The sequence below is a fragment of the Pseudomonas sp. GM24 genome, from assembly GCF_000282235.1.
Lineage (GTDB): Bacteria > Pseudomonadota > Gammaproteobacteria > Pseudomonadales > Pseudomonadaceae > Aquipseudomonas.
The window spans coordinates 16,667-31,086 of sequence record NZ_AKJR01000273.1 but is presented as its reverse complement, the minus strand read 5'-3'; the positions used below and the strand labels follow the sequence as shown (position 1 = coordinate 31,086).

Annotated in this window: 14 protein-coding genes and 1 other RNA gene; 4 read left to right on the top strand and 11 right to left on the bottom strand. The window is 60.8% G+C overall.

The genetic code is table 11. The features are described 5' to 3' along the window. Positions 1-42: 42 nt before the first annotated feature. The 10 genes from gcvP to PMI23_RS26325 all read right to left on the bottom strand — a co-directional run bounded on the left by gcvP (position 43) and on the right by PMI23_RS26325 (position 12,633). Positions 43-2,916, bottom strand: a complete 2,874-nt coding sequence (gene gcvP / locus PMI23_RS26370; protein WP_007911217.1) for an aminomethyl-transferring glycine dehydrogenase — start codon at positions 2,914-2,916, stop codon at positions 43-45. 205 nt (positions 2,917-3,121) lie between these two features. Beyond that, positions 3,122-3,505 (bottom strand): glycine cleavage system protein GcvH, encoded by a 384-nt coding sequence (gene gcvH, locus PMI23_RS26365; protein WP_007911216.1) that lies wholly within the window; start codon positions 3,503-3,505, stop codon positions 3,122-3,124. A 47-nt stretch (positions 3,506-3,552) separates the two neighbouring features. Further along, on the bottom strand, positions 3,553-4,635 hold the full coding sequence (gene gcvT, locus PMI23_RS26360; protein ID WP_007911214.1) for a glycine cleavage system aminomethyltransferase GcvT: 1,083 nt from the start codon (positions 4,633-4,635) through the stop codon (positions 3,553-3,555). 155 nt (positions 4,636-4,790) lie between these two features. Continuing rightward, on the bottom strand, positions 4,791-6,407 hold the full coding sequence (locus PMI23_RS26355; RefSeq protein WP_007911211.1) for an ABC transporter permease: 1,617 nt from the start codon (positions 6,405-6,407) through the stop codon (positions 4,791-4,793). Positions 6,408-6,652: 245 nt separating this feature from the next. Beyond that, positions 6,653-7,657, bottom strand: coding sequence for an extracellular solute-binding protein (locus tag PMI23_RS26350; protein ID WP_007911208.1), 1,005 nt, complete (start codon positions 7,655-7,657; stop codon positions 6,653-6,655). Positions 7,658-7,821: 164 nt separating this feature from the next. Continuing rightward, positions 7,822-9,039, bottom strand: coding sequence for a 2-octaprenyl-3-methyl-6-methoxy-1,4-benzoquinol hydroxylase (locus tag PMI23_RS26345; RefSeq protein WP_177321075.1), 1,218 nt, complete (start codon positions 9,037-9,039; stop codon positions 7,822-7,824). 9 nt (positions 9,040-9,048) lie between these two features. Then, positions 9,049-9,534, bottom strand: a complete 486-nt coding sequence (locus PMI23_RS26340) for a DUF4442 domain-containing protein (RefSeq protein WP_007911204.1) — start codon at positions 9,532-9,534, stop codon at positions 9,049-9,051. Continuing rightward, positions 9,527-10,714: a 2-octaprenyl-6-methoxyphenyl hydroxylase gene (gene ubiH / locus PMI23_RS26335; RefSeq protein WP_007911202.1), complete on the bottom strand. Its 1,188-nt coding sequence runs from the start codon at positions 10,712-10,714 to the stop codon at positions 9,527-9,529. The genes PMI23_RS26340 and ubiH overlap by 8 nt, the downstream gene beginning before the upstream one ends. Then, a complete protein-coding gene (gene pepP / locus PMI23_RS26330; protein WP_007911201.1) occupies positions 10,711-12,045 on the bottom strand; it encodes a Xaa-Pro aminopeptidase in 1,335 nt (444 codons plus the stop codon). The genes ubiH and pepP overlap by 4 nt, the downstream gene beginning before the upstream one ends. A gap of 27 nt (positions 12,046-12,072) precedes the next feature. Continuing rightward, on the bottom strand, positions 12,073-12,633 hold the full coding sequence (locus PMI23_RS26325) for a YecA/YgfB family protein (protein WP_007911199.1): 561 nt from the start codon (positions 12,631-12,633) through the stop codon (positions 12,073-12,075). Between the two features lie 130 nt (positions 12,634-12,763). Between PMI23_RS26325 and PMI23_RS26320 the strand changes: the two genes are divergently transcribed. From PMI23_RS26320 to PMI23_RS26310, 4 genes are all read left to right on the top strand, one after another. Then, positions 12,764-12,973, top strand: a complete 210-nt coding sequence (locus PMI23_RS26320) for a TIGR02449 family protein (RefSeq protein ID WP_007911197.1) — start codon at positions 12,764-12,766, stop codon at positions 12,971-12,973. Continuing rightward, on the top strand, positions 12,970-13,287 hold the full coding sequence (locus PMI23_RS26315) for a cell division protein ZapA (RefSeq protein WP_007911195.1): 318 nt from the start codon (positions 12,970-12,972) through the stop codon (positions 13,285-13,287). The genes PMI23_RS26320 and PMI23_RS26315 overlap by 4 nt, the downstream gene beginning before the upstream one ends. A gap of 30 nt (positions 13,288-13,317) precedes the next feature. Then, a non-coding RNA gene (gene ssrS / locus PMI23_RS29580) (6S RNA) lies at positions 13,318-13,496 on the top strand. A gap of 81 nt (positions 13,497-13,577) precedes the next feature. Then, entirely contained in the window at positions 13,578-14,183 is a 606-nt protein-coding gene (locus tag PMI23_RS26310) for a 5-formyltetrahydrofolate cyclo-ligase (RefSeq protein WP_007911194.1), read from the top strand. A gap of 36 nt (positions 14,184-14,219) precedes the next feature. On the opposite strand, the gene PMI23_RS29915 is transcribed toward PMI23_RS26310, so the two are convergent. Continuing rightward, entirely contained in the window at positions 14,220-14,375 is a 156-nt protein-coding gene (locus tag PMI23_RS29915) for a hypothetical protein (protein WP_007911192.1), read from the bottom strand. Positions 14,376-14,420: the final 45 nt, after the last annotated feature.

The window sequence follows — 14,420 nt, the reverse complement described above, 5'->3', positions numbered from 1 at the left end:
GAGCAGGCTCACTCCTACAGGGGAACTGAGTGGACCTAAGTATCAGCGGTAGTCGTCCACCGGGACGCAGGCGCAGAACAGGTTGCGATCGCCGTAGACATTGTCGACCCGATTCACCGCCGGCCAATACTTGTGCGCTTTCGTGTGCGCATCCGGGGTAATTCCTTGCTCGATGCTGTACGGCCGCTCCCACACCCCGGTGACATCCGCCAGGGTATGCGGCGCGCGTTTCAGCGGGTTGTCCTCGGTCGGCCAGTTGCCGTTCTGCACCTCAGTGATTTCCGCGCGAATACTCAATATTGCACCAATAAATCGGTCCAGCTCTGCTTTGGATTCACTCTCGGTCGGCTCGACCATCAAAGTCCCCGGTACCGGGAATGACATGGTCGGTGCATGGAAGCCGTAATCCATCAGACGCTTGGCTACGTCTTCCTCACTGATGCCGGTCTGCGTTTTCAACGGTCGCAGGTCGAGAATGCATTCATGAGCCACACGCCCGTTGCGTCCTGTGTACAACACCGGGAACGCGCCGGATAAATGCTGCGCCAGGTAATTCGCCGCCAGGATCGCCACTTCACTGGCATCGGCCAGCTGCGGCCCCATCATGGCGATGTACATCCAGCTGATCGGCAAAATGCTCGCGCTGCCCCACGGTGCTGCGCTGACGGCGCCGTTCTGCGCCAACGGCCCATCGATTGGCACCACCGGATGATTGGCGACGAACGGCGCCAGGTGCGCACGAATACCGATCGGCCCCATGCCCGGCCCACCGCCACCATGGGGAATGCAAAAAGTCTTGTGCAAATTCATGTGCGACACGTCGGCGCCGATGTCCCCCGGCCGCGCCAGCCCGACCTGCGCATTGAGGTTGGCGCCGTCCATGTACACCTGACCGCCATGTTTGTGGATAACCTCGCAGATCTCGCTGATGCCCTCCTCGTACACACCATGGGTCGACGGATAAGTCGCCATCAGGCACGACAACTTATCCCCAGCCTCGGCGGCTTTCGCTTTCAGATCCTGCAGATCGACGTTGCCCGCCTCGTCGCACTCAACGATCACCACACGCATCCCGGCCATTTGCGCCGAGGCCGGGTTGGTGCCATGGGCCGAGGACGGAATCAGGCAGATATCCCGCGCGCCCTGCTGACGGCTCTCGTGATATTTGCGGATCGCCAGCAACCCGGCGTACTCGCCTTGGGCGCCGGAGTTGGGTTGCATGCAAATAGCATCGAACCCGGTGATTGCGCAGAGCCAGCGCTCCAGTTCTTCGATCATCAACGTATAACCGACCGCCTGCTCACGCGGCACGAACGGATGCAGGTTAGCGAACTGCGGCCAGGTGATCGGGATCATTTCGCTGGTGGCGTTGAGTTTCATGGTGCAGGAGCCCAGCGGGATCATTGACTGGTTGAGCGCCAGATCCTTGTTTTCCAGTTGCTTGAGGTAGCGCAGCATCTCGGTTTCGCTGTGATGCGCATTGAACACCGGATGACGCAGATACGGTGTTTGGCGTTGAAGGTTGTCGGGGATGCCTGAGGTCAGCGCCTCGGCGTCGAGATCGGCGACGGTCAACCCATGATCAGCCCCGAGCAATACATCGAACAGTTTGGCGACGGTGGTTTCATCGCAGGTTTCGTCGAGGCTCAGTCCTACCCGCCCACGTCCGAGAATCCTCAGGTTGATCTGCGCAGCCTGAGCACTCTCGATGATCGCCGTTTGCGCACCGCCGACGTCCAGCGTCAGCGTGTCGAAGAATTGCGCATTGATCCGGTTGATCCCTTTGCGCTGAAGCCCTGCCGCCAGAATGCAGGTCAGCCTGTGCACACGCTGGGCCACGCGTTTCAAGCCTTCCGGGCCGTGATAGACCGCGTAGAAACTGGCGATGTTGGCCAGCAGGACTTGTGCGGTGCAGATGTTCGAATTGGCCTTCTCGCGGCGGATATGTTGCTCGCGGGTTTGCAATGCCATGCGCAACGCGACGTTGCCCCGGGCATCTTTCGACACACCGATAATCCGCCCGGGAATCGCCCTTTTGTATTCCTCGCGGCTGGCAAAGAACGCCGCGTGCGGGCCGCCATAACCCATTGGCACACCAAAACGCTGCGAGGAACCGAACACCACATCCGCGCCCAACTCTCCCGGGGGTGTCAGCAGTAGCAAGCTCAATAAATCAGTAGCGACACAAGCCAATGCCTGTTGCGCATGCAAGTGATCGATCGCCGGACGCAGGTCGCGAACCTCGCCATGAGTGTCCGGATATTGCAGCAGCGCGCCAAACACCTGATGCTGCTTCAAGTTATCCACAGCGTCGATGATCAGCTCGAAACCGAAGCCTTCGGCACGGGTCTGCACCACGGAAATGGTTTGCGGGTGGCAGTTCTCATCGACGAAAAACAGATTGCTCTTCGACTTCGCCACACGCTTGGCCAGTGCCATGGCTTCCGCCGCTGCCGTGGCTTCATCGAGCAGCGACGCATTGGCCAATTCGAGGCCGGTGAGGTCGATGGTCAGCTGCTGAAAATTCAGCAGCGCTTCGAGTCTGCCCTGCGCGATCTCGGGCTGATATGGCGTGTACGCGGTGTACCAACCGGGATTTTCCAGCACGCTGCGCAGGATGACGGTTGGCGTCAGGGTACCGTGGTAGCCCATACCGATCAGGCTGGTCCAGACCTGATTCTGCTCGGCGTAACTGCGCAGCTTGGCCAGCGCGGCTTGTTCATCCAGCGCCGCCGGCAGGTCGAGCGCGCGATTGAAGCGAATGCCTGGCGGCACCGTTTGCTCGATCAGTTCGATTCGACTACCGAGGCCGAGGCTGTCGAGCATCGCCTGCTGTTCGGCAGCATCGGGGCCGAGGTGACGGCGCAGAAAAGCGTCGGGGTCGCGTAACTGGCTCAGGGACGGCAACTGGGACATGACGGGCTCTCTCTTGGCTGGCGCTCGGCGTCAATGCAACACGGTCAAACCAGCATAGCAGTGCCCTTGAAGATCAAAAGATCGCAGCCTTCGGCAGCTCCTACAAGATGTACACCATCCTCCTGTAGGAGCTGCCGAAGGCTGCGATCTTTTGATCCTAAAAAAAAGCCCCGACAAGTCGGGGCTTTGGGGTGTTGCTTAACGCTTACTCGCCGATGGCAGCCTTGTACGCTGCAGCATCCAGCAGCTTGTCCAGCTCAGCCTTGTCGCTTGGCTTGAGCTTGAAGATCCACGCGCCATACGGGTCGGAGTTCAGCAGCTCGGGCGAGGCGCCCAGTTCTTCGTTGATCGCGATGACTTCACCGCTGACCGGCGAATAGATATCGGAAGCGGCTTTCACCGACTCGACCACACCGGATTGATCACCGGCAGCGAACACCTTGCCCACTTCGGTCAGCTCGACAAACACCACATCGCCCAGCGCTTCCTGCGCGTGATCGCTGATGCCCACAGTTACGGTGCCGTCGGCTTCCAGACGCGCCCATTCGTGACTTTCGGCAAAACGCAGTTCGGCAGGGATATCGCTCATCTTCGGTGTCCTCAAGAAATTGTCAGCGGGCTGCCCGCCGGAAAAGGTTAGATCAAAGTTTTGCCATGGCGTACGAAGGTCGGTTTGACCACTCGTACCGGGTACCACTTGCCACGGATTTCCACTTCGGCGCGGTCGGCGGTGGCCATCGGCACACGCGCCAGGGCAATCGATTTGCTTAGCGTAGGAGAGAAACTACCACTGGTGATCTCCCCTTCGCCAACATCAGCGATGCGAACCACTTGATGAGCGCGCAAAACACCGCGCTCTTCCAGCACCAGGCCGACCAGTTTGTGTGCAACACCGGCGGCTTTTTCCGCTTCCAGCGCGGCGCGGCCGATGAACTGGCGCGTAGTCGGTTCCCAGGCAATGCTCCAGGCCATGTTCGAGGCCAGCGGCGAAACGTCTTGATGAATGTCCTGACCGTAAAGGTTCATACCGGCTTCAACCCGCAGAGTGTCGCGGGCACCGAGGCCGATCGGGGAAATGCCGGCACCGACCAGATCGTTGAAGAACCCCGGCGCCTGACTGGCCGGCAGACAGATTTCCAGACCATCCTCACCGGTATAACCGGTCCGGGCGATAAACCAGTCGCCATCGGTATAGCCTTCGAAGGGTTTGAGGTGCTGGATCAGCGTGGCGCGCGACTGGGTCACCAGTTCGGCAATCTTGTGCCGGGCCTGCGGACCTTGAATGGCGAGCATCGCCAGTTCGGCGCGTTCGTGCAGTTGCACGTCGTAATCGCCGCGCTGCGCGTTCATCCAGGCCAGATCCTGATCGCGAGTGGAGGCATTGAACACCAGGCGATAACAGTCATCGAGACGATAGACGATCATGTCATCGACGATGCCGCCGCGCTCGTTGAGCATGGTGCTGTACAACGCACGGCCGGGGCGGTGCAGGCGGTCGACATCATTGGCCAGCAGATGCTGAAGCCAGGCCTTGGCCTGACTGCCGGTGACATCGATCACGGTCATGTGGGATACATCGAACACCCCGCAATCGCGGCGCACTTCGTGGTGCTCCTCGACCTGCGACCCGTAATGCAGTGGCATGTCCCAACCGCCAAAATCGACCATCTTCGCGCCTAAGGCGAGATGCAGGTCATACAGAGGCGTACGCTGTCCCATGGGTTTCTCCTTCCGGGCGTGGCGAAGGTGCGGACAGCCGCTGCACGGGTGAAAGCCTTGAAATAGAAGGCTCTCAGCCGATTCCAGCGAACAGGTCTGTCAGACTAACCGCACCGAATGCCGCGCATTGTAGCCGCATGATTCAGGACTGACGACTAAGTGTTTCTGTGCGCAGAACGGCGAATCAGTCCGATGACCGGCAATAAGCCGACCAGAACCAGCGTCAACGCCGGCAATGACGCCCGTGCCCATTCGCCTTCGCTGGTCATTTCAAAGATCCGCACCGCCAGCGTGTCCCAGCCAAACGGGCGCATCAGCAGGGTCGCGGGCATTTCCTTGAGCACATCGACGAACACCAGCAACGCGGCGCTCAGCGTGCCGGGCAGCAACAGTGGCAGATACACTTTGAAAAACAGTCGCGGCCCACTGACACCGAGGCTACGTGCTGCTTCGGGCAAAGATGGCCGTATACGCGCCAAGCTGTTTTCCAGCGGGCCGTACGCGACAGCGATGAAGCGCACCAGATAGGCCATCAGCAGAGCGGCCAGACTGCCGAGCAGCAGCGGTTTGGCAGCGCCGCCGAACCAGCCTGACAGTGGGATCACCAGCTCACGGTCCAGATAACTGAGCGCCAGCATGATCGACACCGCCAGCACCGAACCCGGCAAGGCGTAACCGAGGTTGGCCAGACCAACCCCGGAGTTGATCGCTGGCGTCGGCGCCAGTCGCCGAGCGAACGCTAGCAGTAGGGCAACACTGACCGTAATCAGCGCCGCCATGCCGCCCAGATACAGGGTGTGCAGGATCAGCCCGGCGTAACGCTCATCCAGATCGAAACGTCCACGCTGCCAGAACCAGACGATCAGTTGCAGCATCGGGATGACAAAAGCGCAGGCGAAGACCAATCCGCACCAGCTCATCGCCGCGAGCGCCTTGAATCCACGCAGGTGGTACAGCGCCTTGACCCGTGGCCGCTCGTTGCTTGCCCGATTAGCCCCGCGCGCACGGCGTTCACCGTAGAGCACCAGCATCACCACCAGCAGCAACAGGCTGGCCAGTTGCGCCGCGCTCGACAGGCTGAAGAAGCCGTACCAGGTTTTGTAGATCGCCGTGGTGAAGGTGTCGAAGTTGAACACCGACACCGCGCCGAAATCCGCCAGGGTTTCCATCAGCGCCAGCGCCACACCCGCACCGATGGCTGGCCGCGCCATCGGCAATGCCACGCGCCAGAAGGCTTGCCACGGTGATTGCCCGAGCACCCGCGCCGCTTCCATCAAGCCCTTGCCCTGCGCGAGGAACGCCGTGCGCGCCAGCAGGTAAACATAGGGATAGAAGACCAGCACCAGCACGATGATCACCCCGCTGGTGGAGCGCACCCGTGGCAGGCGCAGACCGGTGCCGAACCATTCGCGCAGCAAGGTCTGCACAGGGCCGGCGAAGTCGAGCAGGCCGACGAAAACGAAGGCCAACACATAGGCGGGAATGGCGAAAGGCAGCATCAGTGCCCAGTCGAGCCAGCGCCGCCCGGGGAATTCGCAGAGGCTGGTGAGCCAGGCGAGGCTGACACCGAGCAGCGTCACACCGACACCGACGCCGACGACCAGCGTCAGAGTGTTGCCCAGCAGGCGTGGCATCTGGGTTTGCCACAAGTGCGACCAGATCTGCTGATCGATGGTTTGCCAGGAGAGCAGCAGGACACTCAGGGGCAACAGCACCAGCGCGGCGATGGCGAAGACGATGGGGTACCAGCGGCGTTGGGCGGGGTGGGCCACTTTTGGGTCTCTGGGGGGATTGGGGTGTTCTTGGATTAGGTATTTCAGGTTGGGATTGTTGCCCTCACCCTAGCCCTCTCCCAAAGGGAGAGGGCTAGGGTGAGGTGCTCATGCAAGCTACATCGAACTGAGATATTGAGTCGAACTCAAGTTTCGAAAACAACACAGATCGGCTCCCTCTCCCTTGGGAGAGGGCTGGGGTGAGGGGCTGCGATCTTGAAGCAGACAAGTCTATCGGAAAAGCCTCAATTCCAACCCGCCCGATCCATCATCCGGATCGCTTCAGCCTGACGCTTGCCCGCCACTTCCACCGGCAACGTATCGGCAATGAACTTGCCCCACGCCGCTACTTCTTCCGAAGGCGCCACCGCCGGGTTGGCCGGGAACTCCTGGTTCACATCAGCAAAAATCTTCTGCGCCTCAGGCGTGGTCATCCACTCAACCAAAGCCTTGGCCGCTTCCGGGTGCGGCGCATGTTTGGTCAAGCCAATGCCGGACAGGTTCACGTGCACACCACGATCGGCCTGGTTCGGCCAGAACAGTTTCACCGGCAACTCCGGTTTCTGCTTGTGCAGGCGGCCGTAGTAGTACGTGTTGACGATACCGACGTCGCACTGCCCGGCGTTGATCGCTTCGAGCACCGCAACGTCATCGGAGAACACGTCGGTGGACAGGTTGTTGACCCAGCCCTTGAGGATCTTCTCGGTCTTCTCGGCGCCATGGACTTCGATCATGGTCGCGGTCAGCGACTGGTTGTAGACCTTCTTCGCCGTGCGCAGGCACAGGCGCCCTTCCCAGTTCTTGTCGGCCAGCGCTTCGTAAGTGGTCAGTTCGCCCGGTTTCACGCGTTCGGTGGAATAGGCGATGGTCCGCGCGCGCAGGCTCAGGCCAGTCCAGGCGTGAGTGGACGAGCGATATTGCAGGGGAATATTGGCGTCGATGGTTTTCGAGGTGAACGGCTGCAAGATGCCCATCTGCTCGGCCTGCCAGAGGTTACCAGCGTCGACGGTGAGCAGCAGGTCGGCGGTGGCGTTTTCATCTTCGGCCTTGATGCGCTGCATCAGCGGCGCTTCCTTGTCGGTGATGAACTTGATCTTCACCCCGGTCTTGGCGGTGTAGGCATCGAAGACCGGTTTGATCAGTTCATCGATGCGCGACGAGTAAACCACCACCTCATCAGCGGCCTGGGCCGTGGTGCTGCCGATCAGGGTCAAGGCCAGTGCGGTCAGAAGACGCTTGGGTGCCAACATGGGAGTGGTCTCTCGGTCGGGAAATGTGGGCCAAATGATAAGGACTCACATTTACCACCTCAATCGAACTCTTTTTGAAGGAGTTACCAGATGTTGCATGATTGACCGCCCCCCCTGTAGGAGTGAGCCTGCTCGCGATGAGGCCATCAGCAGCAACGAAAAGATCAAGGCTTTGCGAGCGCCGGAAGATCACCCGTCAACCCGAGGGCCTCCCGCACAAATAACGCCTTCGCCTCCGGCATCTGCTCAACCAGCTTCAACCCGGCATTCCTTAACCAACGCACCGGCAACGGATCAGCCTGAAACAACCGCTCAAACCCTTCCATCGCCGCCATCAACGCCAGGTTATGCGGCATGCGCCGACGCTCGTAACGGCTCAACACCTTCACATCGGCCAAACGCTCACCGCGTTCCGCCGCCTGCAACAGCACTTCAGCGAGCACCGCCGCATCAAGGAAACCCAGATTCACACCCTGCCCCGCCAACGGGTGAATGGTGTGCGCCGCATCGCCGATCAACACCAAGCCTTCAGCCACATAGCGTTTGGCGTGGCGCTGACGCAGCGGCACGCACAGTCGCGGGTCAGCACTGATTACCTCACCAAGACGCCCCTCAAAGGCGCGCTCCAGCTCACGGCAGAAATCCGCTTCATCCAGCGCCATCAAACGCTCGGCCTCGCTCGGCGTGGTCGACCAGACGATCGAACACCAATCCTGCTGCCCGTCACGTTCCAATGGCAAAAACGCCAACGGCCCGTGATCGGTAAAACGCTGCCACGCGGTCATCTGGTGCGGTTTGCTGCTGCGCACACTGGTGACGATGGCGTGGTGCAGATAATCCCACTCACGCGTCGCCACACCGGTCAGACGTCGCACTGCCGAATTGGCGCCGTCAGCGGCAATCACCAGCGGCGCGCGTAACTGTCGACCATCGGCCAGCGTCAGCAGCCAGTCATCGCCCGAGCGGCGCATCTGTTCCAGCCGCGCATTGGCCAGCATGCCCAGATCGCAATCGTGCAAACGGTCGAGCAAGGCATCCTGCACCACGCGGTTTTCGACGATATGACCGAGTACCACGGCATGCACGCTGCTCGCCGAGAAATGAATCTGCCCGGTGCCGCTGCCGTCCCAGACGTGCATGTCGGTGTACGGGCTGCTGCGGCGTTTGGCGATGCCGTCCCACACGCCAAGGCGTTCGAGAATCCGCTGACTGGCGGCCGACAAGGCGCTCACGCGCGGTTCAAACGCCGCGTCGGCATCGAACGGTTTGACGCTCAGCGGGCTGCCATCGAGCAGCAGGACTTCCAGGCCGCTGTCCTGCAGCGCCAACGCCAAGGCGCTGCCGACCATTCCGGCTCCGACAATCAGCAGATCTGCGCGCATTTCCATGCTTTAAGCCTGTCTCGCTTGCGGCTTGAGCCGCACGTAAAGGGTTTTACCGACCCGCGCCACCAGATTGCCGGCGCCGTCATGAATGTCGACCTGCAACTGCGGCAGGTACTTTTCGCCATTGGCGGTCTGCCGGCGAACCTCGGCGAGCAAGGTCTCGTCGATCGTGAACCGGGCGAACACCGGGCCTTTGCCCGGCGCAATGAAATCGATGTCGGCAGCCTTGTCCCAGACGATGTACTTCGATCCGAGGTTTTCCATGAGCATCAGCATGAAGAACGGATCGACCATCGAATACAGACTGCCGCCAAACTGCGTGCCGACGTAGTTGCGGTTGTACCAGCCGAGCCCCATCGACACCTGCACGTCGCGAAAATCATCGCTGATGTGCCGAACCCGAACACCGGCGCCTAGATATGGTGGGTAGAACGTCATGATCCAGCGCATCAACCGCGCCTTGCCGAACGAACGGATCAACCAGTTACGCATCCGGACGCGTTCCCAAACCCATGGCCTGACGCGCAAACCAGCGCTTGGCCGGCGGCAACAGATCGAGACCGAGCAAACCGATGTTGCGCCCCAGCGAAACCAGCGGCTGCGTGCTGCCGAACAGCCGCGTGACCTGATCGGAAAAACCGACGGTGAGGTCCTGATCGAGGCGCTGCCGCTCGCGATAAGCCTGCAACGTGGCGAAGTCGCCCAGCGGCTTTTCACTGGACAACAACGCGGCGGCCAAGGCATCGGCATCACGCAGCGAGAGGTTGAAACCCTGCCCGGCTATCGGGTGCAGGCTATGCGCGGCATTACCGAGCACGGCCAGATGCGAACGCACCTGCTCTTCGGCTTCGACCAGCATCAGCGGATACAAATGCCGTGCGCCAACCTGCTTCAAAGTTCCGAGGCGATAACCGAACACACCCTGCAATTCGCTGAGGAAATCGCGCTCGCTCAAATCGGCCAAGCGCTGCGCGTCCATGCCCAGACGCGTCCAGACCAGTGCGCAGCGGTTGTCCGGCAGCGGCAGCAGCGCCATCGGCCCTTCGTCAGTGAAGCGCTCGAAGGCCATGCCGTTGTGCGCTTCGCTCGGGGTGATGTTGGCGATCAGCGCACTCTGGTTGTACGGACGCTTGCGCACGTTGATACCCAACTGCTCGCGCAGACCGGAGCGACCGCCATCGGCGAGCACTGCGAGGTCGCACTCAAGGGTGGTTTCATCGTTGATGGTCAGGCGATAGCCATCGGGCAGCGGCTCCATGCGCGTGACTTCCGCCGGGCAGCGCCAACTGATCACGTCTTTATCGATGTGCTGCCACAGGCACTGGCCGAGCCAGGCGTTTTCCACCACGTAACCGAGCGCTGGCACACCCTCTTCCATCGCTGACAAACGCGCGGTAGAGAAGCGGCCACGGTCGGAGACGTGAATCTGTTTGATCGGCTCGGCGCGGCGGGAGATTTCCTGCCACACGCCCAGCCGTTGATAAATCTGTCGCGAACCGAAGGACAGCGCCGATGAACGTGCGTCGTAGCTCGGCTGCCAGCTGTCGCCCGGAGCGAACGGCTCGATCAGCACGATCTTCCAACCTCGCGCCTTGGCGCCGGCCTGCAAGGCCAACGCCAGACTGGCGCCGACCAGACCGCCACCGATGATTGCCAGATTGACTCGACTCATGCCGCGTGTGTCCTTGCTTGCGCCATCAGCGCTTCGATGTCGGCGACGGTTTTCGGCACGCCGCTAGTGAGGATTTCACAACCGGTTTTGGTCACCACCACGTCGTCCTCGATGCGCACGCCGATGCCGCGCCATTTCTTCGCAACGTTCTGATTATCCGGAGCGATGTAGATGCCCGGTTCCACGGTCAGCGCCATGCCGACTTCCAGCACGCGCCATTCGCCGCCGACCTTGTACTCGCCGACGTCGTGTACATCCATGCCCAGCCAGTGACCGGCGCGGTGCATATAGAAAGCTTTGTAGGCTTCACTGGCGATCAATTCATCGACCTCGCCTTGCAGCAATCCGAGCTTCACCAGCCCCGTGGTAATCACTCGAACCGTGGCTTCGTGCGCCTGATTCCAGTGCTTGTTCGGGGCGATTTCAGCGAACGCGGCTTCCTGCGAGGCCAGTACCAATTCGTAGATCGCTTTCTGCTCGGGCGAAAACTTGCCGTTGACCGGCCAGGTGCGGGTGATGTCGCTGGCGTAGCAATCGATCTCGCAGCCAGCGTCGATCAACACCAGATCGCCGTCCTTGAGCACTGCGTCATTCTGCTGGTAATGCAGGATGCAGCTGTTGCGCCCGGCGGCGACGATGGAACCGTACGCGGGCATTTTCGCCCCGCCCTTGCGGAATTCGTAGTCGAGTTCGGCTTCGAGGCTGTACTCGTGGAGCCCGGCCCGACTGGCTTGCATCGCGCGGATGTGGGCTTGCGCCGAGATCCGTGCGGCTTCGCGCATCACCTTCACTTCCGCCGCCGATTTATACAGGCGCATGTCGTGCAGCAGATGATCCAGGGCAACGAATTCGTTCGGCGGCTGGGCGCCAAGATGCGCCTTGGAGCGGATGACGTTGATCCAGTCCATCAAGTGGCGATCGAATTCGGGGTTGCTGCCCATCGCCGAATACACCCGGTCACGGCCTTCGATCAGGCCGGGGAGGATGTCGTCGATGTCGGTGATCGGGAAAGCGTCGTCGGCGCCGAAGTCGCGGATCGCGCCCTCCTGGCCTGCGCGCAAGCCGTCCCACAATTCGCGTTCGGCGTTGCGTTCACGGCAGAACAGCACGTATTCGCCGTGCTCGCGGCCGGGCATCAAAACGATGACGGCTTGCGGCTCGGGAAACCCGCTGAGGTACTGGAAGTCACTGTCCTGGCGGTAGACGTGCTCGACGTCGCGGTTGCGAATGGCCACCGCGGCGGCGGGCAAAATCGCAATGCTGTTGGGTTCCATCTGCGCCATCAGGGCCTTGCGGCGACGGCTGTATTCCGCTTTCGGGATATGGGTCATGGGCAGATGGCTTTCCCTGGCACGCGATTAATGCAGCGACGGCTTGGCGGCTGGCGGCACGTCGGCTTTCTTGGTTTCCGAGAACAGCAGCAGCGGCGCGACGCGCAGGTACTCCATGACTTCCATGTAGTCGGTCTCGCCGTCTTCGGATTCTTCGAGGGCGTCTTGCACCTGAGAAATGGCCGCCAAGTCCTGCAGCACTTCGGTGGCTTCCGTGCTGAGCATGCTGCTGTCGCGGCAGTTCAGGCCGAAACCGCTGAGGAAGCCCTGGCACCATTCGCCCAGTGCAGCGGCGCGGTCGGCCAGTGGCGCATCATCGGTCGGCAGCAGCAGGACGACAGTGACGTCGTCGCCGGTCAGTTCACCTTTGACCATCTCTTGCAGGCCGATCAAGGCGTTACGGACGTTGTCCTGGATATCGCCTTCGAGCAGTTCGGCGGCGTCGATCAACCAGCCTTCGTTATCGAAGCCGGCACCGGCGCAGCTGCGTCCGAGCAGCACGCCGTGCAGTTCGGCAGGCGAGACGTTGTGGCCGCTGGAAGTCAGCAGGGTGGCAAAGGCTTGGTACGGGGAATTCGCAATGGTCATGGGCAGCTAGGCGCCAGACGGCGCTATGTCTAGAATGAAGGCCTTGTATCCTACATCGACAGACTCGCCAAGACTATTAAAGGCTGTCCGCCAGCTATCCCATCAGACAGACTCCGACCCAGTGGACACAATGGAAGACACCGACCTGCAAGCGCTGATGGCCAGACTCGAACTGCTGATTGGCCGAGTCGAGCAACTTAAGAGCCAAAACGCACTCTTACTAGCTCAGGAAAAGACCTGGCGCGAGGAACGCGCTCACCTCATTGAAAAAAACGAAATCGCCCGGCGTAAGGTCGAATCGATGATTTCGCGCCTCAAGGCCCTGGAGCAAGACTCATGAGTTCAAGCAATAGCGTCACCGTGCAGATCCTCGATAAAGAGTATTCGATCATCTGTCCGCAGGAAGAACGCAGCAATCTGGTCAGCGCCGCGCGCTACCTGGATGGCAAGATGCGCGAAATCCGCAGCAGCGGCAAAGTCATCGGCGCCGATCGCATTGCTGTGATGGCCGCGCTGAACATCACTCACGACCTCTTGCACAAAGAAGAGCGCCCGGACATCCAGGCCAGCGGTTCGACCCGTGAACAGGTGCGCGACTTGCTTGATCGTGTCGATCTGGTGCTCGCCGACGATCAGACCACCACCAAGGGCTGATTCGACTGGCCGCTTGCGGTATACTCGCGGCACTCCCTGGGGTGCTTGCCAGTTGACGATGTCCCTGAGCCGATTCGCACTACCCTGGAAGTTGCACGTTGGGCTGGTGTGCATGTCCGCTAGACGGAAAGCCTTAAAGTCTACTGCATCTTCCACCTTGAACTTTCGGGTTCAAGGGCTAAGTTGACAGCGGTTCATCCGGGGAGCCTGATTCGAATCCGATGTCGGTGAAAACCGACATCGGATTTTTTATGCGTACGTTTTTGCACCCATCCTGCCGAAGCCGAACCATGACCGAACCCGCGCTGCTGCCCCGCCCGCAACTCCGCCGCCTGCTGCGCAAGGCGCGCCGTTCGCTGAGCAAAAGCGAACAACGCCAGGCTGCCAAGGGCCTGTACCGGCAATTGGCGCAAGACCCGCACTTTCGCCGGGCCAGACACATCTCTTTGTATTTGCCCACCGACGGTGAAATCGATCCGCGCCTGCTGCTGCGTGAAGCCCAGCGTCGGGGCAAAGCGACCTACCTGCCGGTGCTCAGCGCCTGGCCGCGGACCAAGATGGTTTTCCAGCGCATTCGTCCCGGGGAAAAACTCAAACCCAATCGCTTCCGCATTCTCGAGCCACGGGCCAATCTGGCACAGCAACGCAAGGTCTGGGCGCTGGATCTGGTGTTGTTGCCGTTGGTAGGGTTTGACGATGTCGGCGGGCGACTGGGCATGGGCGGCGGTTTCTATGATCGCAGCCTGGCGTATCTGGCTCGACGCAAAAGCTGGCGCAAGCCGACGTTGCTGGGGCTGGCCCATGAATGTCAGAAGGTCGAGAGGTTGGCGCAGGCGAGTTGGGATGTACCGTTACAGGGCACAGTCAGCGACAAGGCGTGGTATTTCGCAGGATAGGACGCCGCGCAGATCAGCGGCGTCGAAAAAGCCGTTTCAGCGCTTGAAGGCTGTCGACTGTTGAACCTGTTGCGCAACTTCGATCGGCGCATCGGCCTTATTGGCCCACAGGCTCTGCGCGTAACCGGTGGTCACGACGCCCAGGCCGAACAAAATTACCAAAGTCCATAGTAAATCCGGTTTGCGTTTCATCGATTGCCCCCCTCAAGGCACATCATCACGATGACAGCAGCGGTT

What these genes read in the sequence shown, in the direction of transcription:
- gcvP (WP_007911217.1), bottom strand. Translation starts at nt 2,916, where the DNA reads ATGTCCCAGTTGCCGTCCCTGAGCCAGTTACGCGACCCCGACGCTTTT.
- gcvH (WP_007911216.1), bottom strand. Translation starts at nt 3,505, where the DNA reads ATGAGCGATATCCCTGCCGAACTGCGTTTTGCCGAAAGTCACGAATGG.
- gcvT (WP_007911214.1), bottom strand. Translation starts at nt 4,635, where the DNA reads ATGGGACAGCGTACGCCTCTGTATGACCTGCATCTCGCCTTAGGCGCG.
- PMI23_RS26350 (WP_007911208.1), bottom strand. Translation starts at nt 7,657, where the DNA reads ATGTTGGCACCCAAGCGTCTTCTGACCGCACTGGCCTTGACCCTGATC.
- PMI23_RS26345 (WP_177321075.1), bottom strand. Translation starts at nt 9,039, where the DNA reads ATGCGCGCAGATCTGCTGATTGTCGGAGCCGGAATGGTCGGCAGCGCC.
- PMI23_RS26340 (WP_007911204.1), bottom strand. Translation starts at nt 9,534, where the DNA reads ATGCGTAACTGGTTGATCCGTTCGTTCGGCAAGGCGCGGTTGATGCGC.
- ubiH (WP_007911202.1), bottom strand. Translation starts at nt 10,714, where the DNA reads ATGAGTCGAGTCAATCTGGCAATCATCGGTGGCGGTCTGGTCGGCGCC.
- pepP (WP_007911201.1), bottom strand. Translation starts at nt 12,045, where the DNA reads ATGACCCATATCCCGAAAGCGGAATACAGCCGTCGCCGCAAGGCCCTG.
- PMI23_RS26325 (WP_007911199.1), bottom strand. Translation starts at nt 12,633, where the DNA reads ATGACCATTGCGAATTCCCCGTACCAAGCCTTTGCCACCCTGCTGACT.
- PMI23_RS26320 (WP_007911197.1), top strand. Translation starts at nt 12,764, where the DNA reads ATGGAAGACACCGACCTGCAAGCGCTGATGGCCAGACTCGAACTGCTG.
- PMI23_RS26315 (WP_007911195.1), top strand. Translation starts at nt 12,970, where the DNA reads ATGAGTTCAAGCAATAGCGTCACCGTGCAGATCCTCGATAAAGAGTAT.
- PMI23_RS26310 (WP_007911194.1), top strand. Translation starts at nt 13,578, where the DNA reads ATGACCGAACCCGCGCTGCTGCCCCGCCCGCAACTCCGCCGCCTGCTG.
- PMI23_RS29915 (WP_007911192.1), bottom strand. Translation starts at nt 14,375, where the DNA reads ATGAAACGCAAACCGGATTTACTATGGACTTTGGTAATTTTGTTCGGC.